Annotated in this window: 15 protein-coding genes; 3 read left to right on the top strand and 12 right to left on the bottom strand. The window is 72.7% G+C overall.

Annotated elements, in window-relative coordinates:
- Positions 1–28 precede the first annotated feature (28 nt).
- From OG782_RS00715 to OG782_RS00745, 7 genes are all read right to left on the bottom strand, one after another.
- The gene (locus OG782_RS00715) at positions 29–4,660 is read right to left on the bottom strand and encodes an amino acid adenylation domain-containing protein (RefSeq protein WP_406447260.1); all 4,632 of its coding nucleotides are present in this window, start codon (positions 4,658–4,660) and stop codon (positions 29–31) included.
- A complete protein-coding gene (locus tag OG782_RS00720) occupies positions 4,657–5,868 on the bottom strand; it encodes a cytochrome P450 (protein WP_406447262.1) in 1,212 nt (403 codons plus the stop codon). Before OG782_RS00720 ends, OG782_RS00715 begins: the two co-directional genes overlap by 4 nt.
- A gap of 1 nt (position 5,869) precedes the next feature.
- Positions 5,870–6,073 carry an MbtH family protein gene (locus OG782_RS00725; protein ID WP_406447263.1) on the bottom strand — a complete coding sequence of 68 codons (204 nt, stop codon included), beginning with the start codon at positions 6,071–6,073 and terminating at the stop codon, positions 5,870–5,872.
- Between the two features lie 116 nt (positions 6,074–6,189).
- A complete protein-coding gene (locus OG782_RS00730) occupies positions 6,190–11,196 on the bottom strand; it encodes an amino acid adenylation domain-containing protein (RefSeq protein WP_406447264.1) in 5,007 nt (1,668 codons plus the stop codon).
- Between the two features lie 84 nt (positions 11,197–11,280).
- Entirely contained in the window at positions 11,281–12,054 is a 774-nt protein-coding gene (locus tag OG782_RS00735) for a thioesterase II family protein (RefSeq protein WP_406447266.1), read from the bottom strand.
- Positions 12,051–13,331 carry a Zn-dependent hydrolase gene (locus tag OG782_RS00740; RefSeq protein WP_406447268.1) on the bottom strand — a complete coding sequence of 427 codons (1,281 nt, stop codon included), beginning with the start codon at positions 13,329–13,331 and terminating at the stop codon, positions 12,051–12,053. Before OG782_RS00740 ends, OG782_RS00735 begins: the two co-directional genes overlap by 4 nt.
- Before the next feature lie 58 nt (positions 13,332–13,389).
- Positions 13,390–14,016, bottom strand: coding sequence for a TIGR00730 family Rossman fold protein (locus OG782_RS00745; RefSeq protein ID WP_406447270.1), 627 nt, complete (start codon positions 14,014–14,016; stop codon positions 13,390–13,392).
- 202 nt (positions 14,017–14,218) lie between these two features.
- Between OG782_RS00745 and OG782_RS00750 the strand changes: the two genes are divergently transcribed.
- A complete protein-coding gene (locus OG782_RS00750; RefSeq protein ID WP_406447271.1) occupies positions 14,219–14,404 on the top strand; it encodes a hypothetical protein in 186 nt (61 codons plus the stop codon).
- 65 nt (positions 14,405–14,469) lie between these two features.
- On the opposite strand, the gene OG782_RS00755 is transcribed toward OG782_RS00750, so the two are convergent.
- From OG782_RS00755 to OG782_RS00775, 5 genes are all read right to left on the bottom strand, one after another.
- On the bottom strand, positions 14,470–17,430 hold the full coding sequence (locus OG782_RS00755) for an AfsR/SARP family transcriptional regulator (protein ID WP_406447273.1): 2,961 nt from the start codon (positions 17,428–17,430) through the stop codon (positions 14,470–14,472).
- Between the two features lie 264 nt (positions 17,431–17,694).
- A complete protein-coding gene (locus tag OG782_RS00760) occupies positions 17,695–20,931 on the bottom strand; it encodes an amino acid adenylation domain-containing protein (RefSeq protein ID WP_406447274.1) in 3,237 nt (1,078 codons plus the stop codon).
- A gap of 31 nt (positions 20,932–20,962) precedes the next feature.
- Entirely contained in the window at positions 20,963–22,063 is a 1,101-nt protein-coding gene (locus OG782_RS00765; protein ID WP_406447276.1) for a branched-chain amino acid aminotransferase, read from the bottom strand.
- Positions 22,064–22,136: 73 nt separating this feature from the next.
- A complete protein-coding gene (locus OG782_RS00770; RefSeq protein ID WP_406447278.1) occupies positions 22,137–22,586 on the bottom strand; it encodes a nuclear transport factor 2 family protein in 450 nt (149 codons plus the stop codon).
- A 23-nt stretch (positions 22,587–22,609) separates the two neighbouring features.
- Positions 22,610–24,505 carry an amino acid adenylation domain-containing protein gene (locus OG782_RS00775; RefSeq protein WP_406447280.1) on the bottom strand — a complete coding sequence of 632 codons (1,896 nt, stop codon included), beginning with the start codon at positions 24,503–24,505 and terminating at the stop codon, positions 22,610–22,612.
- 207 nt (positions 24,506–24,712) lie between these two features.
- Here OG782_RS00775 and OG782_RS00780 point away from each other — a divergent pair, with 207 nt between their 5' ends.
- Together OG782_RS00780 and OG782_RS00785 are read left to right on the top strand one after the other, a co-directional pair.
- Positions 24,713–25,336 carry a winged helix-turn-helix domain-containing protein gene (locus tag OG782_RS00780; protein WP_406447282.1) on the top strand — a complete coding sequence of 208 codons (624 nt, stop codon included), beginning with the start codon at positions 24,713–24,715 and terminating at the stop codon, positions 25,334–25,336.
- Position 25,337: 1 nt separating this feature from the next.
- The gene (locus OG782_RS00785; RefSeq protein WP_406447284.1) at positions 25,338–26,699 is read left to right on the top strand and encodes an MFS transporter; all 1,362 of its coding nucleotides are present in this window, start codon (positions 25,338–25,340) and stop codon (positions 26,697–26,699) included.
- Positions 26,700–26,770 lie beyond the last annotated feature (71 nt).

The raw sequence follows: 26,770 nt of genomic DNA on the forward strand, positions 1-26,770 counted from the left end.
CGCCTTTCGCCGGTGTGGTCGGTCGTGGTCAGTCGAAGAGGTGGCGCAGATGGGCCCGGGCGATCCGCTGGACGGTGGACTCCCGGTGCCGGTTGGCGGAGTAGGTCCAGTTCAGCGTCGTCTCCCCGTCCACCACCGCGGCGGTGAGTTCCAGCAGGTGCTCCCGGTCCTCGTCGGCCGCGGCCTGCTCGGGGGTGTCGGTGAGCCAGCGCCAGCCCGGCGCGGCCGCGCTTGCCGAGTTGTACCGGCCCAGGTAGTTGAAGGCGATCTCCGGCCGCCGCGCACGGGCCAGCCGTTCCCGGACGGCGGTGTCGGGGCCGAGGTAGCGCAGGAGCCCGTAGCCGAGTCCGTCGCCGGGGACGCGGGCCGCCTGGTCGACCAGTGCCGCACGACGCGCGCCCGGACTCCGCGGTTGCGGCGGGACGGTCAGGCGGAGCGGGTGGCGTACGGCGAGCCAGCCCACCGTGCGGGACAGGTCCAGGCCGGTGGGGCCGCCGTCCCGGCCGTGCCCGTTGACCTCGACGAGGACGTCGTTGCCGGCGCCTTCCTCGGCGACCGCCAGGGCCAGCGCGGCCAGCAGCTGCTGGGCCACAGTTCCTTCGCCCCGGCCGGTCCTGGCGGCCAGGGTCTCGGTCTGCCCGCCCGACAGGCGGTGGGTGACCGTCCGGGAAGAGGCGGTGCTGTTCGGCCCGAGGGTCTCGTCGGCCGGGAGGGAGCTCCCGGCGTCCTGCCGTTCCCAGTACTCCGCCTCGCCGGCGACGGCTCCGGACGCCGCGAGTCCGGCGAGGGCGCGGGTCCAGGCGGAGACGGGCACGGCGGGAGCCGGCGGTTCGGCCGGTGCGTCGTCGCGCAGTCGCTGCCATCCCTGTGCCAGGTCGTCCATGAGGATCCGCCATGACACCCCGTCGGTGCCCAGGTGGTGGACGGCCAGGAGCAGCCGGTCGGTGCCGGTGCCGGTGCGCAGCAGCGCGGCCTGGAGCAGGGGGCCCCGGGCCCGGTCGATGCCGGCGGTCAGTTCCGCGGCCGTCCGGCGCATCGCGGCGGGCCACTGTTCGGGCGCGGTGCCGGTCAGGTCGGTCTCGCGCAGCAGGGCCGACTCCTCGCGTGCCGCCGTGCGCAGGCGCGGCGCGCCGTCCGGTCCGTTGTCCAGCCGCAGCCGCAGGGCCTCGTGGTGGTCGGTGAGACGGTGGAGCAGGTCTTCCAGGTCCGCCCTCGCGGGGGTCCAGTCGATCTCGACGTGTTCGGTGGCCACGTGGGCGGCATGGTCGACCGGGGCTTCGAGGAACCATCGTTGCAGTGGGGTGAAACCCACCTCGCCGGCCTGCTGCGGGGTGTGTTCCCCGGCCTGGGGCAGGGGGTTTGACGGTTCGCAGGGGGTGGCGGCCTCGGCCAGCCGGGCGAGGGTCTGGCACTCGAAGAGTGTCCGGGGCCGCAGGGCGAGGCCGGCTTCCCTGGCGCGGGCGACGACGCGCAGGGCCAGGAGCGAGTCGCCGCCGGCATCGAAGAAGTTGTCGTGCGCGCCGACCTGATCCAGGCCGAGGATGTCGGCCCAGATACCGGCGAGGACACTTTCCGGTCCTTCACTGGGCGCCACTGAGGGGGCGGCCGTTTCGCCGCGGACGCCGGCGGGAGGCGGCAGGAGGCGCCGGTCGACCTTCCCGCCGTTGCTCAGGGGCAGTTCGCCGAGGATCACGATGACGGCGGGCACCAGGTATTCGGGCAGCGACCGCCGCAGGAAGTCCCGCAGTTCGGCGGGGTCGGGCCGGTCCGTTCCGGTCGGCACCGCATAACCCACGAGCCGCCGTTCGCCCGGCCTGTCCTCGCGGACGGCCACGACGGCTTCGGCGATCGTCGGGTGCAGCAGCAGTGCGGTCTCCACCTCGCCCGGTTCGATCCGGTAGCCGCGGATCTTGACCTGGTGGTCGATGCGGCCGAGGAACTCCAGGTTTCCGTCGGGGCGGAAGCGGGCCCGGTCACCGGTCCGGTAGAAGCGGGCGCCGGGCGTGCGGCTGTACGGGTCGGGAATGAACTTCTCCGCGGTGAGGGCGGGGCGGTTCAGGTAGCCCCGGGCCACGCCGTCGCCCCCGATGTACAGCTCGCCGGTCACGCCGGGCGGTACGGGGTTGAGGTGGTCGTCCAGCACGTACATCTGGGTGTTGGCGATCGGCCTGCCGATCGGTACGACCGCGCGCGGGGCTCCGTCGGCCGGGATCTCGTAGACCGAGCATCCGACGACCGTCTCGGTGGGGCCGTACTCGTTGATCATGCGGGCGCCGGGCGCGATCCGCTGCCAGGCCGCCGCGGTCTCCGGTTTCACCTCGTCGGCGCCGACCACGAAGGTCCGTACCGAGGTGACCGGCTTCTCGCTGCGGTGCTCGCCGTCGAGATGGGCCCGCAGCACGTCGAGATGGGCGGGGGTGATCTTCAGCAGGCTGAAGTCTCCTGGCCGGCGGAGCAGTTCGGCGAGGCCTTCGAGGCTGCGGTCCTCCGGCAGCAGGGTGACGTCGCGTCCGCCGATGAACGGCAGCAGGAAGTTCGGCACGGACAGGTCGAAGGCGATCGACCCCAGCATCGGCGCGCCGGAGCTGCCTTCGAGGCCGTATCCGGTCACCGCCCACACCAGGTAGTTGTTCAGCCCCTGGTGGGTGATGAGGACGCCCTTGGGGCGCCCGGTGGAGCCGGAGGTGTAGATGGCGTACACGAGGTCTCCGGACACGGCCGTCCGTCCCGGGTCGTGGTCCGGGTAGCGCGCGGGGCGGTCACCGTCGAGGCAGATGACCTGCGCGGACGTCCCGGGTACCCGGTCGCGGACGGCTTCCTGCGTCAGGACGATCGGTGCCGCGGTGTCCTCAAGGACGTAGGCCAGGCGGTCGGCCGGGTGATCGGGATCCAGCGGAACGTACGCGCCGCCGGCCTTGAGGATGCCGAGGATGCCGACGAACATCTCCACGCTGTGCCGTACGCACAGGCCGACGAACACGTCCGGCCGCACGCCCTGTTCACGCAGCAGGTGGGCGACCTGGTTGGCCCGTGCGTTCAGCCGGGCGTAGCTGACGGTCCCGTCCGGGGTGACGACGGCGGGCGCGTCCGGGGTGCGGGCGACCTGCTCCTCGAAGAGCTCGTGCAGGCACCGGTCGGTGGGATAGGCGGCCTCGGTGGCGTTCCACTCCCGCAGGATCGTCCCCGCCTCCTCGGCGGGCAGGATGTCCAGCGTGTCCACCGGGGCGTGCGGGTCGGCGACGACGCTGCCCACCAGGTGGAGGAAGTGGTCCAGGATCCGCTGGGCGGTGGAGGTGTCGAAGAGGTCCGTGGCGAAGACCAGGTCGACGCGCATGCCGTGCGCACCCCGGTCCGTGGTGAACAGGCCCAGGTCGACCTTGGAGGTGGCGGTGCCCAGGTGGCCCGGCTCAACGGTCAGGCCGGTCAGCGTCCACGGCTTCTCGCCGGGCTCCAGGTGCTGGTAGAGCGTCTGGAAGAGGGGGTTGCGGCTGAGGTCGCGCGGGGGTGCCAGCTCCTCGACGACCCGGTCGAAGGGCACGTCCTGGTGGGCGATCGCGTCGATGACGTTGCGGCGCGTACGGGCGAGGAAGTCGTCGAACCGCGGGCGGTCGCCGAGGTCGGCCGGCAGGGCCGCGGTGGAGGCGAACAGGCCGACCATGTCGTCGAGTTCGCCCGGCTCGGCGTGGCCGCGGCCGTGCAGCAGCGTCCCGACGGCGAACTTCGGCTGGCCGGTGTAGCGGTACAGCAGGACCTGGAAGGCCGCCAGCAGTGTGGCGAAGACCGTTGTCCCCCGGGCGGCCGCGAGGGCACGGATGCCGTCGGCGGTCCGGGGCGTGACGTGCCCGGTGACGGCGGCACCGCGGTAGGACTGCTGCGGTGGCCGGGGCCGGTCGGTGGGCAGGTCGAGCACCGGGGCGATGTCTTCCAGCGCGGTTCGCCAGTAGTCGAGTTGGCCCTCCAGCCGGGCCGGGTCCTGCCGGGCTAGCTGCCAGGCGCTGAAGCTGCGGTAGTTGACGCGCAGGCCGGGCAGTATGGCCTCGCGCCGCTCGGCGGCGGCGGAGTAGAACTCGGCGAGGTCACGGGCCAGGACGTCGAAGGACCAGCCGTCGGTGACGATGTGGTGCATGTTGAGCACCAGCAGGTGCTCGTCGTCGGCGACGGTGATCAGCAGCACCCGGAACAGGGGCCCGGCGGCCAGGTCGAACGGGGTCGCCACCTCCTGCCGGGCCAGTTCCAGCGCGCGCTCGCGGCTTTCGGCGCGGTCCTTGCCGCCCAGCGTGAGGAGCTTCAGGCTGCCCGGTCGCGGGGGCCGGACCATCTGCAGCGGCTCGGAGGTGCCGGGGAAGATGGTCCGCAGGGCCTCGTGCCGTTCCACCAGGCGGTCCACGGCGGAGCGCAGGGCCGGGAGGCGGAGCCGGCCGTGCAGCCACATCGCCTCGTTGGCACTGTAGAGGGCGTTGCCCTCCAGATAGCGGTCCTGGATCCACAGGCCGCGCTGCGCGGGCGAGACGGGCACGGACAGCGCCGGGTCCACCTGCTCGATGGCGCTGATGTCCGCGTCGGCACGGCTGCGGCCGCCGGCCAGCCGACGCTGGAGCAGCGCCCTCTTGGCCGGGGACAGCCGGCCGGTGCGGTCGGCCGGCGGGGCGATGTCGGTCATTGCTTCCCTTCCATGCGCACGGGTACGGATTCGTATCCCCAGACGAGGTTGGATCGCAGCCGGCGGACCGGTCCGGCCGGCTCGACGTGGCTCACGCTGCGGACGATCTCCTCGAACAGCAGCCGCAGTTCCTGTCCGGCCAGTGCCGCGCCGAGGCAGAAGTGGGTGCCGGCGGCGAAGGTCAGGTGCCGGTTGGGGGTGCGGCCCACGTCGAAGCGGGCGCTGTCGGGGAAGACCTGTTCGTCCCGGTTGGCCGACGGCAGCCACAGGGCGAGCCGGTCGCCCTCGCGGATGTGCTGTCCGCCCAGTTCGGTGTCGCGGGTGGCGGTGCGCAGCACGTGCAGTGCGGGGCTGGTGAAGCGCAGGATCTCCTCCACCGCGGTGTCGACGAGTTCCGGGCGGGCGCGGAGCCGGTCGAACTCGCCGGGGTGGGCCATCAGCGCCAGCACCCCGCCCACCGTGGCGTGCCGGGTGGTCTCGTTGCCGCCGGAGATGAGCCCGTCACAGTTGAGGTAGACCTCGCTGTCGGTCAGCGGCCTGCCGTCGACGGTGCCGTTCACCAGGGCGGAGACGATGTCCTCGCCCGGCTCCTTGCGGCGCCGCCGGATCAGCTCGGAGTAGTAGACGAGGATCTCGGTGTGGGCCTCGCTGCGCAGGCGGGCGTCGCCCTCGGCGTCGCTGGTGCCGAAGGCGGTGCGGGTCAGGGCGAGCATGTGGTTCCAGTCCGGCTTCGGCACGCCGAGCATGTCGCAGATGACGGACAGCGGCAGCCGGGACGCCACGTCGACGAGGTCGCACTCCCCCGCCTCGACGGCCTCGGCCACCACGCTGCGCGCGGTCGCCCGCATGGTGTCCGTGAGCCGCCGCACCATCGCGGGGGTGAAGCTGGAGTTGATGATCCGCCGGATCGCTCCGTGCCGGGGCGGGTCGGTGACGATCAGCATCCTGCCCGCGCTGGCCGCCGTCGCCGCAGGGTCGGCGTCCAGCCGCATGCCCTTCTCGGAGCTGTACACGGCGGCGTTCTTGAGGACCTGGGACACCAGCGCGTGGCTGGTGACCGCCCAGTAGCCGGGTGCGTGGGCCCGCTCGGTCCAGCAGACCGGACTACGGGCGCGCAGCCGTGCCCAGACCGCCTCGGGGTCGCCGGTGCGGTAGAGCTCCGGGTCCGACGGGTCCCGTACCGTCTCCGATTCCTGCAGCGTCGTCATCTCATCGCCCGCTGCGGGTACGGATGCTCAGCGGCCGCATGTCGACCCAGATCTGCTCGATCCGGTCCAGGCACTCCTGGCGGGTGCCGCTGGTGCCTTCGTCGGTCCATCCCGCCGGATTGGGCCGGCTCGCGGACCAGATCGAATACTGCTCCTCGTGGTTGAGGACCACCTTGTAGTGCTCGACGGGGCCGGTCTCGGACATGGTGTCCTCCCTGAGTGATCGGATGGGGTGCGGGTGATCGCAGACCCGCGCTGGGGTCTTTCGTTCAGATGCGAGTGCCGGGCCCCGCGAGCCCGGCATGATCCAAACGAGAGGCCCTAGGGCCGGCCGTCCGCAAGGGTCTCGGCCGCCTCGTGCTCGGGCAGGGCCTCGATCTCGGCGAGCAGGAGGTCCTCGAGCTGTTCGGCCAGCGTCCGTACGGTGGGGTGGTGGAACATCAGGTCGAGCGGGATGTCGAGGTCGAGGGCCTTGCGGAGCCGTGAGACCACGCGCAGGGCGAGCACCGAGTGGCCGCCGAGCGCGAAGAAGTCGTCGTCGGGCCCGAATTCGGCCGTCGGCAGCACGGCCCGGTAGGCGTCGGCCACCAGCAGCTCGGCGTGGCTGGGCTCCTCGGCCGGCGCGGTCTCCCGCGGTGGGCCGTCGCCGGACGGACTCTGCCCGGACGCCGGGTCGGTCCGCTCCGGCAGCAGGCCGCCGACCCGCGTCGCCGGATCGGCCGCGACCTCGTCCAGCACCTGGACCAGGTCGTCCGCCAGGCCTCGCACCCGCTGTTCGTCGAAGAGCGCCATGTCGTACTCCACTTCGCCAAGGAGCCGGTCTCCGTCGGGGCGGAACGCCACCGTCAGATCGAACTTGGAGACGGTCACCGGCACGGGGTGCTCCCGCAGCCTCAGCCCCGTCTCCGTCTCGCCGCTCCACGGGGCCTCCGCCAGTTCGAAGGCGACCTGGAACAGCGGGTTGGCGCCCGCGACGCGTTCGGGGCGCACCTCACGGACGACCCGGTCGAACGGCACGTCGGAGCGGGTGAACGCCTCCGCGCAGCGCTGCCGGACGCGTTCCACGACGTCGTCGAAGGAGGGATCCCCGGCGAGGTCGGCGCGCAGGGCGACCTGGTTGATGAACAGCCCGATCAGATCGCTGCTCCCGGGCACGCCCCGCCCCGCGACGGAGGTGCCGACCGCGAAGTCCCGCTGTCCCGTGTGCCGGTGCAACATACATTGCAGCCCGGCGAGCAACGTCATGAAGAGCGTGGCCGAGCGGTCCTTCGCAAGGCGGCGCAGCGCGGTGACGGTGCCGGCCTCCACCGTGAACACGAGGGCCCGGCCGGTGCCCGCGCGGGAAGCGCCGCGCGGACGGTCGGTGGGCAGGGCGAGGCCGGGCGTCGCGGCCAGGGTGTCGCGCCAGTACGCCAGGTCCTCCTCCGCCGGGTTCTCGGCCTGCTGTCTCAGAGCTCCTACGAGGTCCGCGTACTGCGGGGAAGGTCCGGGCGGCACGGGCCGCCCGCCCTCCAGCGCCCTGGTGTACTCGGCCGCGAGCGCGGTGAACAGGATCTGCTGGGACCGCCCGTCGAAGACGAGATGGTGGGTGGTCAGGCACAGCAGGTGCCGGCCGTCACCGTCGCGGATCAGCAGGGCCCGCAGCAACGGGCCCGCCGCGAGGTCCAGCGGTGCGGTCACCTCGGTGCGCAGCAGCGCCGCGACCGCTTCCGGGCGTTCGGCGGGAGGCAGGTGGCACAGGTCGTGCTCCTCCAGCGCGGGCTGCGGACCGGGGGGCAGCGCGTAGCAGTGGTCGGCGGCGTCGCGCGGGAACCGGCAGCGCAGCACTTCGTGCCGGTCGCTGATCGCCGTCAGGGCCTGCCGCAGGGCACCTACGTCGAGCGGGCCGTCCAGGCGCAGCGCCTGCGGGACCAGGTATTCGTGGGGGCTGCCGGACAGCTCCACCTGGACGAGCAGGCTCTCCTGGGCCGGTGACAGCGGCAGCGGCCCGGGACGGGCCGGACGCTCGTGCGGTACGGCGCTGTGCGCGGCCGGCGGGGCCGGTGCCGCGAGTGCCGTCCGGATGGCCGCGGCGAGCCCCCGGACCGTCGGATGCAGGAAGATCTCCCGCAGCATTCCCCGGACGGGGAGCCCCGGCCAGGTGCGGCCGATGTGCTCGATCACCTCGGCGGCGAGCAGGGAGTGCCCGCCGAGCTCGAAGAAGTCGTCGAGGACCCCGACCCGTTCGCAGCCCAGGATCCGGGCCCAGATCTGTGCGAGCTGCTCCTCCACCGGGTCGGCGGGGGCGGTCCAGGTCTCCGGGTCGGGCCGTGTGACGCCGCCCGGGTCGGGCAGCGCGGCCCGGTCCACCTTCCCGTTCTCCGTCAGCGGCATGGCACCGAGCCGCATCAGGGCCGCCGGGACCATGTGCCGCGGCAGGGTCCCGGCAAGGGCGTCGCGCAGTTCGCCGGGGCCCGGGTCGGCCCCGGCCTCGGCGACGTAGTAGCCGACGAGGGCGGCCGCGCCGGGCGAGCCGCCGGCGACCACGACCGCGTCGGCCACGCCGGCGCACTGCCGCAGGGCGAACTCGACCTCGCCGGTCTCCACGCGCTGTCCGCGGATCTTGACCTGGTCGTCGGTGCGCCCGATGAGTTCCAGCGCCCCGTCCGGCAGGTACCGGACCAGGTCCCCGGTGCGGTAGAGGCGGCTGCCGGGTACGCCGCTGAAGGGATCGGGCACGAAGCGCTCGGCGGTGAGCGCCGGCCGGTTGAGATATCCGCGCACCACCTGTGATCCGCCGATGTAGAGCTCGCCCATGGTTCCCGGGCGGACCTGGTTCCCGGCCCGGTCGAGCACGTAGAGCTCGGTGTTGTCGACGGGGACGCCGATCGGCACCGGCGCACCGGTGTCCGTGCCTTCGGTCACCTCGTGCACACAGCACCCGACGACGGCCTCCGTCGGTCCGTACTCGTTGAAGAATCTGGCCCGTGGCGCGAGGAGGCGCCATACCGCGACGAGGTCGGCGGGCAGGACCTCACCGCCGATCACGAAGGCGGCGACGGCGTCCGCCGGACCGCCCTCGGCGGCCTCGCCGCGCAGGGCGCGCAGATGGGAAGGCGTCAGCTTGACCATGGCCGGCTCCCGGCGAGGGTCTGTCAGGAGTGCGGCGAGTCGGGGCAGGGGCTGTTCGTCGGGGACCGTGAGGAGGGGTTCCCCCGACAGGAGGGGCAGGAAGAAGGACGTGACCGTGAGGTCGAAGCTCAGCGAGGAGTGCAGTACGGATCCCCCGCCGCCAATGGTGCGGTAGAGGTCCCCGGCCCATGCGAGGTAGTTGGCCAGTCCGCCGTGCGGGACCGCGACGCCCTTGGGCATGCCGGTCGAGCCGGAGGTGTAGATGACATAGGCCAGGTCCTGCGGGCCGGGCCGGCCCCGCGGGGCGCGGCCGGTCAGGTCGGCGAGCGTCTCCCGGGAGAGGTCCAGCCGCACGGTGCGTGCCGGGTGCGGTCCGAGGGCGTCCGCCGTCGCGGCGTGGGTGAGGACCAGGGCCGGCTCCGCGTCCTGCACCATGAACTGCAGTCGGCCGGCCGGATATCCGGGGTCGAGCGGCAGGTAGGCGGCGCCGGCCTTGAGCACGGCCAGGACCGAGACCACCATGTCGGCGCCGCGTTCCAGGCAGATCGCCACGAGGTCACCGCCGGTGACGCCGAGGGTGCCCAGGTGGTGCGCCAGCGCATCGGCCCGCTCCTCCAGCTCGGCGTAGGTGAGAGCGTCCGTCCCGCAGACCACGGCCGGGGCCTTCGGAGTGCGCCGCACCTGCTGGGTGAACAGCTCCAGGACACCGTCCGGTGCGGCCCGGCGCGGTCCCCTCGACCGGAGCCGCAGCCACTCCCGTTCCGCCGCCGGGAGCAGGTCCAGTTCGGCGACGCCCAGGGCCGGACAGTTCACGGCCGACTCGATCAGGGAGAAGAGGTCCTGGTGGACGCGGCGCACGGTCGCGGGGTCGAACAGCTCCGCCCGGTACTCCCACAGCGCTTCGAGCTCTCCGTCCGTCTCGACGAAGCTCACCGCCAGATCCGCGGAGGTGCTGTCGGTGAACAGCTGCTCGTACTCGACGTGCAGGCCCTCGAGTGCGACGGGGGCCTGAGGGGTGTTGTGCACCTGGAGCATCGTCTGCACCAGTGGCTGGCGGCCCGGCTCGCGGGGCGGCGCGACCCGCTGGACGACCTGCTCGAAGGGTGCCGTCTGGTGGTCGGCGGCGTCGAGGGCGACGTCCTTGACGCGGCGCAGCAGTTCGCCGAAGGCGGGGTTGCCCGATGTGTCGATCCGCAGGGCGACGGTGTTGACGAAGAAGCCGATCAGGCCTGCTGTCTCGGCGTGCTGGCGGTTGGCGACGGGGGCGCCGACCACGACATCGGTCTGGCCCGAGTAGCGGGTGAGCAGTGCCGCGTACCCGGCGAGCAGCGTGTGGAAGAGCGAGACGCCGTGGGCTGTGCACAGTGCGGTGATCCGGCCGTGCGCGGTCCGGTCCACGGGTATCCGCAGGACCGCTCCGGCCGCACCGCTGGTGGCGGTCGGCGGCCGGTCGAAGGGCAGTTCGGTGGCGGCGGGCGGGCCGTTCAGCAGACGGGCCCAGTGGTCGGTCTCCCGGTCGAGCACCCCACCGGCGAGCTGCTCCTGCTGCCAGGCCGCGAAGTCGGCGTACTGGATGGGAAGCGGCGGCAGCGGGGAGGGCTCGCCGCGGCGGAACGCCCCGTAGAGCAGGGACAGTTCGCGGTTGAGCACCCCCTCGGACCAGCCGTCGGCGGCGATGTGGTGGATCCTCAGCAGCAGTACGTGGTCCCGGTGGCCCAGCCGTATCAGGTCCTGGCGGAAGGGCGTGTCGGTGCCGAGCCGGAACACCTCCCGTGCCCACTGGGCCGCGACGGTTCGCGCCCGGCCCGCCGGGTCGGCCTCGCGGCTGAGGTCGTGCAGGGGCAGGGGTGCGGGTGCGTGATCCCGCACGATCTGCACCGGGACGCCCTCGTCCGTGGCGAAGACGGTACGGAGCACTTCGTGGCGGCGGCACAGCTCGTTCAGGGCGCTTTCCAGCGCGTCCTGGTCCAGGTCGCCGCGCAGCCGGAGCCAGAAGGCGAAGTTCCCGGTGCCCGCGGCACCGTCACCGGCCGTGTCGAGGTCGTTGAGCAGCAGGAAGCGCCGCTGTCCCGACGACGGGGGCAGCGGGCCGGTGCGCGGGGCGTGCGGGATCGTGCGGGCGGGCTGGGCGCCGGCGGCCCGTTCGGACCGGCGGCGCAGCAGCCGCGCGTCCAGGGACCGGCGCCGTTCTTCGGCGGTTTCCGCAGAGCTGGGCATGTCCCTCCAGTCAGCGATGGGGCGGGAGCCTGTGCGTGGTGGAAGCGTGCCGGGGGTGTCTATCGCCCCTCCTTCGGTGGCCTATCAGGGCCCGGGCGTCGGTGCTCCCGGTCGGTGCAGGAGGTCGTCACGGATCGTGGACAGGAGCGCGGCACGCTGCTCGCCGAGATAGAAGTGGCCGCCCGCCAGGCGTGTCAGCCCGAAGCGGGACGAGGTGTGTTCGCTCCAGGCTGCGGTCTGCGCCGGCGAGACATGGGGGTCGGCGTCCCCGCAGAACGCCCGGACGGGGATGTCCAGGGGTGCCGCGGCGGTGTAGTCGTAGGACTCCAGGACGGCGAAATCGGCGCGCAGCATGGGCAGCAGCAGTTCGACGAGCTCCGGCTCGGCGAAGAACTCCGGCGGCGCACCGCCCAGCTCCCGCAGTTCCTGCACGAACTCCGCGTCCGTCAGGTGTCCGGTCGGCGGCCGCAGGGGCAGGTGGGGCGCCCGGCAGCCGGAGACGAAGAGGTACCGGGGCTGCGGGCCCTTGAGGGTACGCAGCCGTCGCGCGACCTCGAAGACGACCCGGGCGCCCATGCTGTGTCCGAACAGGGCGTACGGGCGGTCGGCGGCCGCCGCGATCCCGTCCGCGAGGTCGGCCACGAGCGGCCCCATGCGGGTGTGGGGCGGGTCGCTGAAGCGGGACTCGCGCCCCGGCAGCCGGACCGCTGCCAGCTCGATGTCCGGCAGGCCGGTGTGCCACCCCGTGAAGACGCTCGCCCCTCCCCCGGCGTAGGGGACGCCGATGAGCCGCAGGGGCGCGTCCGGCAACGGGTTCGGGACATGGAGCAGGCCGGAGGAGGCCTCGGCCGCTCTCACCTGTCCCCCGCCCCGAGGGAGAGCGCGGCCTGCAGGAGGACGTCCGCGCCGGCTACGAGGTCGGCCGCGGCGGTGTCCTCCTCGGGCGTGTGGCTCAGCCCCTTCAGGCTCGGCACGAAGATCATCCCGGTGGGTGCGACGGCCGCGAGGATCTGGGCGTCGTGGCCCGCGCCGCTCGGCAGCCGGGTCTGCCCGAGGCCCAGGTCGTCCGCGCAGGCGGCGATGAGGTCCTGGAGGGCGGGGTCCGTGGGCACCGGGACGGTGCGCAGGGTCTCCTCGGCCCGGATCTCGCAGCCGGTGAGCTCGGAGAGGGCCCGGAGTTCGGCGACGAAGGACGACGCCGCGTCGGCGAGCCGGGCCGCGGATTCGTCGCGGAACTCCACGGAGATGAGCGCCTCGCTGGGGATCACGTTGGTGGCGCCGGGCGACACCGTCACGCATCCCGCGGTCGCGACGCGGCAGCGGCCCGCGGTGGTCGCGGTCCGCTCCGCGGCGATGACGACATGGCTCATCGCGACAGCCGCGTCACGGCGCCGGCCCATCGGGGTGGTTCCGGCGTGCCCCGCCCGGCCGCGCACATGGACGTCGTAGACCACCCGCCCGACGATGTCCGTGACCACTCCGATCGGCAGGTTCAGCTCCTCCAGGACCGGGCCCTGTTCGATGTGGAGCTCGAGATAGGCCCGGACGGACCGGGGCGGCCAGGCGGCCCGGGACACCTGCGCGAGGTCACCTCCGGCCTGCCGCAGCGGTCCGGCCAGCGAGTTGCCGTGCCGGTCGCAGGGGTCGTCGGGCAGCCGGAGGGTCTGGCCGGTCAGCGCCATGGAGCCCCAGAAGGGCTGGGGGAACAGCGCGCCCTCCTCGTTGGCGAAGGCCACCGCCACGGGGTCGTGGGCGAGTTCGATGCCCGCCTCGACGACGGTCTGCATCACCTCCAGCGCGGCCAGGACGCCGTATGCCCCGTCCAGCCGCCCGCCGTTGATGACGGTGTCCAGGTGCGACCCCATGAGGACCACGGGCCCGGGAGCCGTCCGGTGGGCCCGCCTGATGATGACGTTGCCCGCGGGATCGACCTCGGTGCGCAGTCCGGCGCCGGCGGCCTCGGCCCGGACGTACTGCTGGGCCTGCCGGTCCTCGGCGCTGAAGGCCGGGCGGGTGACTCCGCCGAGCGGGTCGGCCCCGATCCTGCCGAGCTCGTCGATACGGCGCAGCAGCCTGGCCCCGTCGATGCGCAGGGCACGGGATGCAACGGTCCCGGTCTGCGTGGTGGTGGTCACCGGTCCGCACTCCTTTCGACGGCCCCGGAACGGGGGTACGTGGTCGGCACAGGGGGTGTCATGCGCCCACCCGCACCGTGTCCGCGGCGGACCGCGTGTGGCGCTCCACGAACTCGACGGCCTCGGCGACCGAGCCGGCCAGGTGGAAGGGTGCCTCAGCGCTCTGCCGGAAGAAGCCGCCGGCGCGGATCCGGTCGAACAGGGCGGTCAGCGGCTCCCAGATGCCGTCGAGGTCGACGAGCACGAGCGGTTTGGGGCACTGGCCGAGGGAGTTCAGGGAGACGACTTCCAGGATCTCGTCGAGGGTTCCGTATCCGCCGGGGAGAGCGATGAAGGCGTCCGAGCGCCGGATCATCTCCCGCTTCCGGTCGAACATGTCCTCGGTGATGATCATTTCGTCGGTGTCGGCCTGGTCGGCGCGTTCGAGCTCGTAGAGGAAGCGCGGCACGATGCCGGTGACCCGCGACCCGGACGACATCGCGCCGCGCGCGACCTCCCCCATCAGGCCCGCGCCGCCCGAGCCGTATACCAGGTCGTGTCCGTGCAGCCCCAGCGTGACGCCGGCCTCGCGGGCCAGCCGGACGGCCTCGGGCGACGTGCCCGGACGCGCTCCGCAGAACACGCAGACCGAGAGGCGTTCCGTCTTCCGCGCCGCCGCAGAAGGATCCGAAAGAGCAGTGTCCACGGTGTCCCCTGTCGTGAATCCCAGTGATTGACTCTCCGATTCTTCGTGTGCGGCTATCGCTCCCCTATCGGTGACCGATCGCCGCCTCGGCGGTCGTCGCGATGGGCGGGCGACAGGGCATGAATAAGGCCGCGATACAGCGGCTCCCTAACATCCGGGTCATCCGACCGACACGTACCACTGACCTGAAGGAAACCGAACGATGCCTGGAACCCCGCGCATTCTGTCCGTTCTGCTGGCCGCGACCGTCCTGGCGGCGGGTGCGCCGACCGTCGCCGCGGCAGCGGTGCCCGCCACCGCGACGACGTGGAACCTGTCCGAGGGGGCGGACGGCGCAACGACACCGCCGCCGTCCGAGCACCCGGACAAGGACACCCCCTGGACCTGAGCCCGGTCCGCGCACCGGCGGGAGACCCGCCCCGGGCTCAGTCCGTCCGGCTCACTCCGTCCGGCTCAGTCCGGAAGCGAGTCCAGGGCCTCCTGCGTCCGGTCCTCCCACAGCCGAAGACTCTGCTCCCGGAAGATGGCCAGAGCACGTTCGAGATGGCGGCGTGCTCCGGCCGGATCGGCGCCCTGGGCGAGCAGACTGCCCAGTTCGAACAGGGCCCGGCCCTGCGCGACCGTGTCGGCCAGTTCCTCGCTGATCTCCAGGGTCCTGCGCAGCATGGTCTCGGCCGTCTGGAAGTTGCCCAGTCTCATGTGCACCGCGCTCATGCCGAGACGGGCGTAGCTCTCGCCCACCAGGTCGTCGTTCTGGCGCACCAGGAGCAGCACGGCGGTAAAGGTCTCACGGGCCGCGTCGACCCGGTCCTGCTCGAGCTGTGCGAGGCCGAGGCGGTAGAGGACCTGCGCCTCGGTGCGTCTGCTCCCGACGGCCCGGCAGATGGAGAGGGCCTCGTCCAGCTGCTTGACAGCCTCGTCCGGCGCGTCGGCGTCCAGCTGGTGCTGGGCGATGTTGACGAGGACGTGGGCCACCCCGATCCGGTCGCCGGCCTGGCGCAGTTCCCCCAGGGCCGCCTCGTACCGCGCCAGCGAGAGCCGGGTCTCGCCCATGTGATAGTCCAGCGATGCCTGGCTGCGCAGGACGAGGGCCCGTCCGTGGCGGTCGTCCAGCTCCTCGAAGATCTCCATGGCCCGGTCGAGCAGTTCGGGCGCCGTGCCCGTCTGGCGGCGGGTGACGTGCAGCGAACCGAGCGAGGACAGGATCGCCGCGATGCCCCGGCGGTTGTCGGTCTCGCGGACCGCGGCCAGCGCGAACTTGTGCGTCTCCGTCCAGTCGTCGAAGTACCCCCTGGCCTCGAAGAGGGTCACCAGTGTGCTGGCGAGGTCCCAGCACAGTTCGTCCAGGCCCGCGCCTGCGCTGTGCCGCACCGCGGCCGTCAGGTTGAGGCGCTCGCTCTCCAGCCAGCCCAGGGCGTCGCGCAGGGGGATCTCATGGAACCCTCCGCGCGGTTCCCAGCGGGGCGCCGTGCCGTGCAGCAGCGTGAACTGACCGCCGTAGAGCAGCTCGTGGGCGTGCTCGGCCAGGAAGAGCCAGCCGCCGCACACCCGTTCCAGGAGCCGTCGGCTGTCGGCCTCGCGCTCCGGGCCCTCGGCGGACTGTTCCCGCGCGAAGATGCGGATCAGCACGTGGAACCGGTAGGAGATGTTCCCGGAGGCGTCGGCGGCGATGTAGTCGAGCAGATGGGCATCGACCAGTTCGTCGAGCAGGTCCTCCGCCTCCCGCACACCGATGTCGAGCACGGCGGCGGCCACCCAGCTCGGAAAGGTGTCCCACGGCAGGTCGCTCAGCGCCCGGAAGAGCAGGCGCACCCGGGGCGGCAGGCTGCCGTAGGTCAGCGAGATGCTGGCCCGTACCGCAAGGTCGCCGTGGACCAGTTCGTCCAGCCGGCGGTGTTCGTCGGCGAGCCGCCTGACCATGGTCGCGAGCGTCCAGTGGGGGCGCGCGGCAAGCCGGGCACCGGCGACGCGCAGCGCCAGCGGTAGGCCGCCCACCAGTTCGGAGAGGGTACGGGCGGCGGCCGGCTCGGCGCGCACCCGGTCCTCGCCGACGACTCTGCCGAGCAGTTCGATGGCCTCGCTCTGGTCGAACTGCCCCAGGTTGATGAGCCGGCAGCCGGGGAAGCCGGTCAGCCGCACCCGGCTCGTGATGATCACCGCGCACCCCGCGCTCCCCGGCAGCAGCATCCGCACCTGGGCCTCGTCGGCGACGTCGTCCAGCACGATCAGCGCCTTGCGGGCCGCCAGCCGGCTGCGGTAGAGCCGGGCCCGTTCCTCCACGGCGTCGGGGAACTTGGTGCCGGGCGGACTCAGGGCCCGCAGGAAGGACATGAGCAGGTCCTCGCTGGAGAGGGGGTCGGACCGGGTCCCTCTCAGGTCCGCGTAGAGCTGCGTATCGGGGAAGTGGGCCGCCGCGAGCCGGTGGGCCACATGGATGGCGAGGGCGCTCTTGCCCACCCCGTTCTTGCCCGCGACGACGACGATGGGGACCACTCCGCAGGGCCCCGCCGCGACGTCGGACGGCTTCAACGCGCGCTCCATCGCGTCCACGTAGTCCTCCCGCCCGGTGAAGTCGCTGGTGGCCGCGATGAGCTGGCGGGGTCCGCCGGAGTTCGCGGAGGGATCGGCGGTTCCGGACCAGTCGAGGCCGGGCTCCTGGGTCAGGATGGCGCTCTCGAGCCGCCTCAGTTCCTCACCCGGTTCGATGCCCAGCTGGTCGACGAGTTCGGCCCGGGCGGTGCGGTAGGCCTCCAGCGCCTCGGCCTGTCTGCCGGAGCGGTAGAGGGCCAGCATGAGCTGGCCGCACAGGCGCTCGCGCAGCGGGTTCTGGGAGACGAGGGTCATCAGTTCGCTCACCAGCTCGCGGTGTCTGCCCAGCTGGAGCTCCCGGTCCACGCACTCCTCGTAGACGTTCAGCCGGGTCTGGTCCAGCCGGGCGGCCTTCGCCCGGACGAGCCGGCTGGTGACGCTGGCCAGCGCGTTGCCGGACCAGAGCGCGAGCGCGTCCCGCAGCAGGGCGGCGGCCTCCGCCACGGATCCGGCGCGTAACACCCGCCCGGCCTCGGCCACCGTGTCTTCAAAGACCTGCATGTCGAGCTGGTCCGCCCGGACACGGATCAGATAGCCCGGCGCGCGGGTCTCGATGATCCCGCCGGCCTCGGCCAGGATGCGGCGCAGCGCCGACACGCATATCTGTATCTGGCTGCCCGCCGTCGTCGGAGGGTCGTCCCCCCAGATCGCGTCGATCAGGCGATCGGTGCCGACGACATGGTTGGCCTCCAGGAGCAGCATCGACAGGACGGTCTGCTGACGTCCCGCCCGCAGGGGGACCGGCCTGTCGCCGATCAGGATCTCGACAGGCCCCAGAACACGGAACCGGACCGACGCCGCATGTGCGTCACCCTCGTTGACCAAGGCCGGCAAAGTTCCCCCCGAACCGTGAATCACTTTCCCTGCCCAACCGATAGGACACCGGCAAGAGTTCGGACCGGTCTGGATCTCAGCCCGGCACGCACTTCCCTGGCCCCCCTGAGGTCAGAGTGAACCAGCGAGACCCTACCCATCTCGTGGGGAAGAATGCGACGGCACAGCCGTGGTCATCGCGGTCAGGCGTGCCGGTGCCGCGGGGGCCGTCGGCCCCTGCGGCACCACCGCCGCCGGCCCCGTGGATCCGGGCTCTCAGTCCTGGGCGGACGCCGCCACGCGCACCGCCTCGGTGAAGTCTCCGAGTCGCGTGCTGTCGAAGAGGGCGCGGACGGGCAGGGCGAGGTCGAAGTCCTGCCGGACCCGCACGATGACCTGGGTCGCGCTCAGCGAATTGCCGCCGAGCGCGAAGAAGTCATCGGTCCTGGCAACGCTGCCGGCGCCGAGCACCTCGGACCAGATCTCGGCGATCGCCTCCTCCAGGGGCCCGTCCGGAGCCTCGGCCGTATCGGCGTCGGCCGCCCGCTCCGGCGCCGGCAGCGCCTTGCGGTCGACCTTGCCCGCCCCGGACACCGGCAGCCGGCCGAGCAGCACCACATGGGACGGCACCATGTAGTGCGGCAGGCTGCGCCCGCACAGCTCGCGCAGCTCCTCCGGGCCGGGCTCCGCGCCCGGCCGGGCGACCGCGTAGGCGACCACGGTCCGCGTTCCGGGGGTGTCCTCCCGGACGACGACCACCGCTTCCCGGACCTCCGGGTGGGCGGCGACCGTCCTCTCGATCTCGCCTAGTTCGATCCGGAAGCCGCGGATCTTCACCTGGTCGTCCATGCGGCCCAGGAATTCGAGCGCGCCCGACTCGTTCCGGCGGGCGAGGTCCCCGGTCCGGTAGAGCCGCCCGCCCGGCACGTCGCCGAAGGGGTCGGGGACGAAGCGTTCCGCCGTCAGCGCCGCCCGCCCGAGGTAGCCGCGTGCCACCGTGGGCCCCGCTACGCACAGCTCCCCGGGCGCTCCCACGGGGACCGGCCGGAGTTCCTCGTCGACCAGGTACACCGCTGTGCCGGGCACCGGGCGGCCGATGGGCACGCCCGCCGTCTCCCCCGGGGTGACGCGGTGCCAGGTCGACCAGATGGTCGCCTCGGTCGGCCCGTAGAGGTTGAAGAAGCGCCGGGCTCCCGCCCAGCGGGCCGCCAGGGCGGGCGGGCACGCCTCTCCGGCGACCGAGACCGTCCGCAGCGCGGGCAGACCGTCGTCCTCGACGAGCGCGGCCAGCGCGGACGGCGGGAGCACCAGGGCGGTGATCCGCTGTTCCCGGAGGAACACGGTCAGGTCCACTGGCACGCCCCGGTCCGTAGGGGCGAGATGCAGTGCCGCTCCGGCGCCGAAGGCCATCAGCATCTCGAAGACGGACGCGTCGAAGCTCGCGGACGCGAAGTGCAGCACCCGGTCCTCACCGGTCAGTCCGAGCACCGATGCCATCGCGTCGATCACCACGCGCATGCCCCGGTGGGGCACTCCGGTGCCCTTGGGGCGGCCGGTCGAACCGGACGTGTAGATGACATAGGCGAGGTCGTCGGCCCATACCCCTGCTACGGACGGCGGAGCGCCGGGGGCCGTCTCCGCCTCGGCGGTCAGCTCCTCGATCGGTACGGTCGCGCCCGGCCGGCGCGCCGCGAGGGCGGGCAGGCCGCGGGCGGTGACGACCAGGCAGGGGCCGGCGTCGTCGATCATGTAGCCGATCCGCTCGGCGGGGTAGGCCGGATCGAGGGGCAGGTACGCGCCGCCCGCCCTGAGGACGGCGAGGACGGCGAGGACCTGGTCGAGACCGCGTTCGAGGTGGATGCCGACGACGCTCCCGGGTCCCACCCCGCGGGCGGCGAGGACGTGGGCCAGGCGGTCCGCCCGCCCGGCGAGTTCGCGATACGTCAGCCTCTCCTCCCCGGCCACCAGCGCCGTGGCGTCCGGACGGCGGCGGGCCACACCGTCGAAGTGGCGGGCGAACGTCCACCGCTCGGTGTCCCCCTCGACGTTCCCCTCGCTGTCTCCCTCAATGTCTCCCCCGACGGGGCCGGCGGTGACGTCGCGGGGGCTGTCGCCCTCGTGCGGCGCGGTCCGGGCCAGGTCGGCGACTGCCTGGTCGGGGTCGGCCACGACGGCGTGCAGCAGCTCGACGTACTGACGCTGCATCCGTTCGATCCCGGCGGGCCCGAACAGGTCGCTGCGGAAGTCCCAGACGCAGGTGTACGCGTCCTCCTCCCGCAGCACCGCGACCACCAGATCGACCGGCGCGGGCGCGCTGGCCATGACCAGCGGCTCGAACGACACGTCCGCCGTCCGCACGGACTTCCGGTTCAGGTCCGCGAGCTGGAACATCACGTCGAAGAACGGCTGGCTGCGGCCCTGTTCGTAGTCCGGGGCGAGTTCCCGGGCGACCTGCTCGAACGGCACGTCCTGGTGGTCGTACGCCTCGAGCGTCACCTCGTGGACGCGGGCGAGCAGTTCCCCGAAGGACGGGCGGCCGCTCAGGTCGACGCGCAGACCCACCGTGTTGACGAAGAACCCGATCAGGTCCTCCAGTTCCGGCCGGGTGCGGCCCGACAGGAGCGATCCGACCACGAAGTCGTCCTGGCGTCCGTACCGGCTCATCATCACGCCGAAGGCCGACAGGAGGACGGAGAACAGCGACGCCCCCTCACGGCGGGCCAGCTCCTCCAGCTCGCCGATCAGACCGTCGGGAAGGCCGTGCGACCGGGAAAGGCTCGTGGGGGCCTCCTGTGCGTCCTGGCGCCGGTGGAAGGTGAGCCGGGGTGTCTCGCCGCCGAGCCGGCCCCGCCAGTACGCGAGTTGCCTGCGCTGCGCCTCGCCCTCCAGCCATTCCCGCTGCCAGTCGGCGTAGTCCGCGTACTGGACCGGGAGCTCCGGCAGCGGCGAGGCGGAGCCGGCGGCGAGGGCCGGGTACAGCGAGACCAGTTCGGTGTGCAGGACCTGCAGGGACCGTGCGTCGCAGACCAGGTGGTCGAGGGTGAGGAGCAGCACGTGCCGGTCGTCGGCCGGCCGGAAGAGGACGGCCCGCAGCGGAAGCTGCACCGACACGTCGAACGGGGCGTGCAGATCGCGTTCGGCCTCGACCTGCCACGCGCCCTCCGGGTCGGCGCTCCTCCTCAGGTCCACCTCGCGCAGCGGGAGCGTCGCCCCGGCCGAGATGAGCTGGACGAGTTCGCCGTCCTCCAGGACCAGCCGGGTGCGCAGCACCTCGTGCCGGCGCAGGATCTCGGCGAGGACGCGTCGGAGCACCGGGACGTCCACGGCGCCCTGAAGACGCAGGCCCATCTGGATGTTGTACGTCGCGGCGCCGTCCTCCATCTGCTCCATGACCCACAGGCGCTGCTGGGCGAAGGATGCCGTGGCGACGAACTCCTCCTCACCGGCCGGCGCGGTTGCCCCGGAGGGTTCGACGGGTGCCGGCGTCGTCCCGGCGGCGTTGACGGTGGTCATGTGAGAGGTCTCCTGTTCGGCGTTGGCGGGGTCAGCGGGCTCGGGCCGTACCGGCCACCCGGCGGATCCAGTGGGCGAGGTCGGGTGTCCTGCCCTGCTGGGCGGCGGTGAGGGCGTCGCGCAGGGCCAGAGTCACCGGGCCGGGCTCGCCGGTTCCGACACTCCAGCGGTCGTCGTCGTGCACTGTGCCGATGGGCGTGATCCCCGCCGCGGTCCCGCAGGCGAAGGCCTCGGTGAGTTCCCCGCTGCGGCAGCCCTCGCGCCACTCGTCGACGGAGAGCCGCTCCTCGCCGGTGCGCAGGCCGAGCCGCTCCGCCAGGCCGAAGACGCTGTCACGGGTGACTCCGGGCAGGATCGTGCCGCTGCGCGGGGGTGTGACGACGCGTGCGTCCGTGCCCGTACCCCGGACGAAGAAGATGTTCATGCCGCCCATCTCCTCCACCCACCGCCGCTCGGCCGGATCGAGCCAGATGACCTGGTGGCAGCCCGCGAGTGCGGCCTGCTGCTGGGCCAGGTATCCGGGGGCGTAGTTGCCGGCGCACTTGACGTCTCCGGTGCCGCCGGGTGCGGCACGGCTCTGGTCACGGCTGATCCACACGGACACCGGGTCGGGCCGGTCGGCGAAGAATCCGCCCGTCAGGAAGGCAATCAGGACGAACCGGTACTGCCGGGCCGGTCGCAGTGCCAGCACCGGTTCCGAGGCGTAGAGCACCGGACGCAGGTACAGGCTGAGCGCCGGATCGTCGGGCAGCAGGCCGGCATCGGCGCTCACGAGGTCGTCCACCGCGCGCAGGAACGTCTCCACGGGCAGCTCGGGCATCGCCAGGCGGCGTGCCGAGCGCTGGAAGCGCAGCGCGTGGTCCGCCGGGCGGAAGACACCGACGGTGCCGTCGGCCTGGCGGTGGGCCTTCAGCCCTTCGAACACCACCTGCCCGTAGTGCAGTCCCACCATCGCCGGGTCCATCGACAGCGGACCGCGCGGCTCGAGGGTGCCCGGCTCCCACCCGTGGTCCACGGTCCACGCCGCCGTGACCATGTGGTCGGTGAAGGTCTCGCCGAAGGCGAAGCGGGCAGGTCCGGTGTCCGGCGCCACGGCACGGCTCTCGGCGGACTCCACGGCGGACTCGGTCATGGCGACTCCTCGGATCGGCGGCTGGGCCGTAGGGGGTGTGCCGGCGCGGGAGGGCGGACGGCCGGCCGGATGGCTACACGAGCGGGGTGAAGAAGAACGTGTCCCGGGTGGCGAAGGTGAGTTCGGGCGTCAGGGTGAAGAAGTCGGCGAACCGCAGGCTCACCCGCTCCCCCGAGTGCAGCAGCCCGTGGAACTCGCCGTGCACCGCCACACGGTCTGAGTCGACCAGGGTCTCGGTCAGGGTGTGGGTGCCTTCGGCGATGATCCGTTCGCCCTGGTAGAAGCGCCGCAGATCGGTGTGGCCCACCAACGGCTCGTAGCCGGGCCGGTGGTAGCGGGCGTCCGGTGCGAACAGCGCGAGCAGACTCTCCACGTCGCCTGCGTCGACGCTCGAGTAGTACGCGCTGATCCGGCTCAGGACGGTGGCTTCGGCGGGATCGGTGCGCGGTGCGGGCGCGCCGGGCTCCGTCCGGGTCTCGGTCTCGGACTCGGTGTCAGTCTCGGTCCGGGCCTGGGTGGGCATGGGTGCCTCCTCGGGACGATGGGTCAGGGGGTCGCGGGCGGGCCGGTGCGCGCTGTGCGGGCGACGCGGCGCACCCGGGTGATGGCCTTCACGGGCGCCGACGCGGGTTCCTCCGCTCCGATGCGGTCCACCTCCGCGGCGACACCGGCGAGCGTGGAGGACCGCCGGTAGAGGAAGGGCAGCGGGAGCTCGACGCCCCACTGCTCACGGACGCGGGCGGTCATCCGGGTGGCGAGGAGCGACTGCCCGCCCAGTTCGAAGAAGCCGTGGTCCCGGCCCACGCCCCGGGTGTCCAGCAGTTCCTCCCAGACGGCGGCGAGGAAGCGCTCCGTCGCGGTGACCGGCGCCGCATAGACGCACGCGTCGTCGCGGCCGGATCCGGCGGGGGCCGGCAGCGCCTTCTTGTCCACCTTGCCGTTCGGTGTCAGCGGCAGGCGTTCCATCAGGACGACGACGTCCGGCACCATGACGGAGGGCAGTTCGCGCCGCAGGGACGCGCGCAGCGCGCTCGGCGACGGGGCGTCGTCCGGGCCGATCGGCACGGCGTACGCGGTGAGTCCGAGGCACTGGCCCCGGTCGTCCCGGCGCGGCACCACCACCGCGTCCCGGATCCCGGGGTGACGGCGCAACCGCTGCGCCACCTCGCCCGGTTCGACGCGGAACCCACGGATCTTCACCTGGTCGTCGATGCGCCCGACGAAGCCGAGCAGGCCGTCCGGCCCCTTGGCCGCCAGGTCCCCGGTCCGGTACAGGCGCGCGCCGGGTTCCGGGCTGAAGGGGTCCGGTACGAACTTCTCGGCGGTGAGCGCCGGCCGCGCGAGGTAGCCGTGCGCCACGCCCGGTCCTCCGACGTACAGTTCGCCCGGTGTGCCGTCGGGAACCGGGGCGCCGTCGTCGTCCAGCAGATGGACCGTGCGGTCGCCGACCGGGCGTCCGATCGGGATGCCGTCCGGGCGCGCGGTGTCGTGCGCCGTGATGGTGTGCACGGTGCTGAAGACCGTGCATTCCGAGGGCCCGTAGCCGTTGACGATCCGGGTCCCGGGCAGTGCCCGCAGTGCGCGTGCCACGTGTTCGGGGGACAGCGCCTCCCCGCCGGTCAGCAGGTACTTCAGACCGCGGAGCAGGTCTACGTCGATGTCGACGATCGTGTTGAAGGCGGCGGCCGTCAGCCACAGGATGGTGGCACCGTGCGCCGCCGCCTCGCGGGCGACGGCCCACGGATCGCCCGCGTCGCCGTCGAGGACGACGACCGTTCCGCCGCTCAGCAGGGCCGGGTAGAGGTCCAGGACGTGACCGTCCCAGGAGAGGGCCGAGTGGTGCACGGCGATGGCACCCGGCCCCCAGTGGGCGTAGTCCTCACCGGCGAAGAAGCCGGTGGCCGCCCGGTGCGGGACCTCGGTCCCCTTGGGCGTGCCGGTGGATCCGGAGGTGTAGGGCACGTACAGGACGTCCTCGGGACCGACCGGGACGCCCACGTCCCCGGTGGGCCAGTTGCCCGACTCGGCGGCCAGCGGGTCGAGTACGGGGGTGCCGTACACCTCATCGCCGGGGGCGGTGTCTGCTGCCGGCTCCCCCGTCCGGTCGGGCCGGGGGGCGAGCACGAGGGCGATCCGGTTCTCTTCGGCCATCATCCGCAGCCGTGCCGGTGCCTGACCGGCGTCCAGCGGTACGTAGGCCGCACCCGTCTTCGCCACGGCGAGCATCGCCACGACGAACCCGACGGACCTGGGCAGGGCGAGCCCCACCCGGTCCCCGGCGCCGACGCCCCGGCCGATCAGGAGATGTGCCAGCCGGTTGGCCCGTGCGTTGAGGTCGCGGTACGTGAGCGACCGCTGCCCCCGGACGAGCGCCACCGCGTGCGGAGTCCGCCGTACCCATGCCTCGAACAGGGCGCCGACGCCGCCCTGTTGCCCGGGCACGGCGCGATGCCGTCGAGGCCCGTCCGTCGTGTCACGGCCTACGTCCACCAGGACCTCCCTCGGTGCGCAGTTGATGTGGCGTGACCATGCCCCCGGCTGCTATCGGCCGGGCTTCCCGCCCCTATCGCCCCGCGTCCACGGGCCCGCTCGAGGCCGAATCCAAAGCAAATGCTTGACATCAGCGCGGCCGCCCGCCACTTTCAAAGCATGTCCTTTGAACCGACGCCGGCCGATCCGAAGACGCACGTCCTGAGCGACCCCCGCACCATCCGCGCCCTCGCCCACCCCCTGCGGGTGGACCTCTACGGGCTCATCGGCCGGGAGGGCCCCCTCACCTCCGCCGAGGCCGGGCGCAGGCTCGGCATCAGCCAGGCCCTCGCCTCCCACCACATCCGGCAGCTGGCCCGCCACGGATTCCTCACCCGCGCACCCGGCCGCGACAACCGCGAACACCCCTGGCAGGCGGTGTCGAACTCCATGAGCTGGCGCGGAGCCGGATCGACCCAGGAGGGCGCGGCGGCGGCCGACCTGCTGGAGCAGGTCTTCCTCGAAGCGGCCGTCAACCGCTACCTGGCGTGGCAACAGGTACGCGGGGGCGCCGAGCCGGGCTGGCGCGACACCGCGGGCGTCGGTTTCAACAGCGTGCACCTGACCGGCGACGAACTGGCGAGCCTCGTCGACGCGATCGACGCGCTGATCAAGCCGTACGTCGACGCGCGTCCGATGGACGCCCCGGCCACACACCCCGAGGGCAGCAGGCTCGTCGATCTGACGTACCTGGTCTCGGTGGAACCTCACCCGGCAGACGCCGACGAATCCCCGGAAGGGTGACATGGGTGCCTTACGGCAACTCCTGCTGCAACACCGCGACTACCGCCTCGTCCTGTCCGCCGGACTGATCTCCCTCACCGGCGACTGGATCCTGCGTACCGGGCTCGCCTATCAGGTCTTCCTGATCACCGGTTCCACGCTCGCGTCCGGCGGCATGCTCCTGGCGTCGTTCCTGCCTCAGGTCCTCCTCGGGTCGCTGGCCGGCGCGCTCGTCGACCGGTGGGACCGCCTGCGCACGATGATCGCCGCGAACGTGCTGCTGGCGGCCGGTCTGCTGCCGCTGCTGATCGTGGACGGACCGGACCGCATCTGGATCGTGTACGCGGTGATGCTGTGGGAGGGCACCGTGCAGATCTTCTTCGAGCCCGCCGAGAAGGCCCTGATCCCGCTCCTGGTGGATCCCCGTCAGCTGATCACGGCCAACGCCCTCAACGCCCAGAACGCGGACGTCGCCCGGCTGATCGGCGGCGCGGCCGGCGGCGCCACTGCGGCCTGGGGCGGCATCGGCGCCGTCACGCTGCTCAACGTGTCGAGCTTCGCCCTGTCGGCGTTCCTGCTGACCCGTGTCGCCCCGCGCGACGAGAAGGCCGCCGGCCCGCCCACGGACCCGCCGGCCACCGCAGCCGGTGTTGCACGGCGCACCGCCACGGGACCCGTTCGCCGCCTCCGGTCCTTCTGCTCCGCCGCCCTCGGCCCCACCTGGCAGCACCGGCCGCTGCGCGTCGTCCTCGGATTCGTCGTCCTCACCGGTGTCGGACAGGGCATCATGAGCACGCTGTTCGCGCCCTTCGTCGTCGATGTGCTCCACGGCAGCGGCGCCGCGTACGGAACGGTCGTGTCCGCGCAGGCCGTCGGCGGCATCGCGGGCGGCCTGGCCACGGCCGTGATCGGCAGCCGCTTCCGTGCCGTACGCCTCTGGGTCTTCGGCGCGCTGCTGACGGGGGCGATCGACCTGGTCATCTTCTGCTACCCGCTGGTCCTGCGGGACGCCGGAGTCGGGCCCGCGATCGTCTGTGTGGTCGTGGTGGGGCTGCCCGCCTCACTCATGTTCACCGGCCTGATGACCGTCATCCAGGACGCCACCGACAACGCGATACGCGGACGCGTCTTCGGCGCGCTGGGCGCGGCCGAGGCCGCCTCGATGCTCACCGGCATCGCGATCGGCGCCACGTGCGCCGACGCGGTCGGCATCATCGCGCTCCTGACGGCCCAGGGCGTCGGGCTCATCGCGGGCGGCTGCCTCGCCATGGTCTTCACCCGTCGGTCGGCAGAACCGGCCACCGCACCCGCGGACCGGCCCGCAACCGCCACCGCCCCACCGGCCGTACCGGATCCCGTGGAGCGTGCGGACCGGCCGGCCTGACGGCAGCCCCGCTCCCCCACTCGTGACGGGAGGGGAATGACGGCAGCACCAGCACGTGACTTCACACAATC

The organism is Streptomyces sp. NBC_00876 (assembly GCF_045207435.1).
Taxonomy (GTDB): domain Bacteria; phylum Actinomycetota; class Actinomycetes; order Streptomycetales; family Streptomycetaceae; genus Streptomyces.

Coding starts and splice junctions, on each gene's coding strand:
- OG782_RS00715 (WP_406447260.1), bottom strand. CDS start 4,660: ATGACCGACATCGCCCCGCCGGCCGACCGCACCGGCCGGCTGTCCCCG.
- OG782_RS00720 (WP_406447262.1), bottom strand. CDS start 5,868: ATGACGACGCTGCAGGAATCGGAGACGGTACGGGACCCGTCGGACCCG.
- OG782_RS00725 (WP_406447263.1), bottom strand. CDS start 6,073: ATGTCCGAGACCGGCCCCGTCGAGCACTACAAGGTGGTCCTCAACCAC.
- OG782_RS00730 (WP_406447264.1), bottom strand. CDS start 11,196: ATGCCCAGCTCTGCGGAAACCGCCGAAGAACGGCGCCGGTCCCTGGAC.
- OG782_RS00750 (WP_406447271.1), top strand. CDS start 14,219: ATGCCTGGAACCCCGCGCATTCTGTCCGTTCTGCTGGCCGCGACCGTC.
- OG782_RS00760 (WP_406447274.1), bottom strand. CDS start 20,931: ATGACCACCGTCAACGCCGCCGGGACGACGCCGGCACCCGTCGAACCC.
- OG782_RS00765 (WP_406447276.1), bottom strand. CDS start 22,063: ATGACCGAGTCCGCCGTGGAGTCCGCCGAGAGCCGTGCCGTGGCGCCG.
- OG782_RS00770 (WP_406447278.1), bottom strand. CDS start 22,586: ATGCCCACCCAGGCCCGGACCGAGACTGACACCGAGTCCGAGACCGAG.
- OG782_RS00780 (WP_406447282.1), top strand. CDS start 24,713: ATGTCCTTTGAACCGACGCCGGCCGATCCGAAGACGCACGTCCTGAGC.
- OG782_RS00785 (WP_406447284.1), top strand. CDS start 25,338: ATGGGTGCCTTACGGCAACTCCTGCTGCAACACCGCGACTACCGCCTC.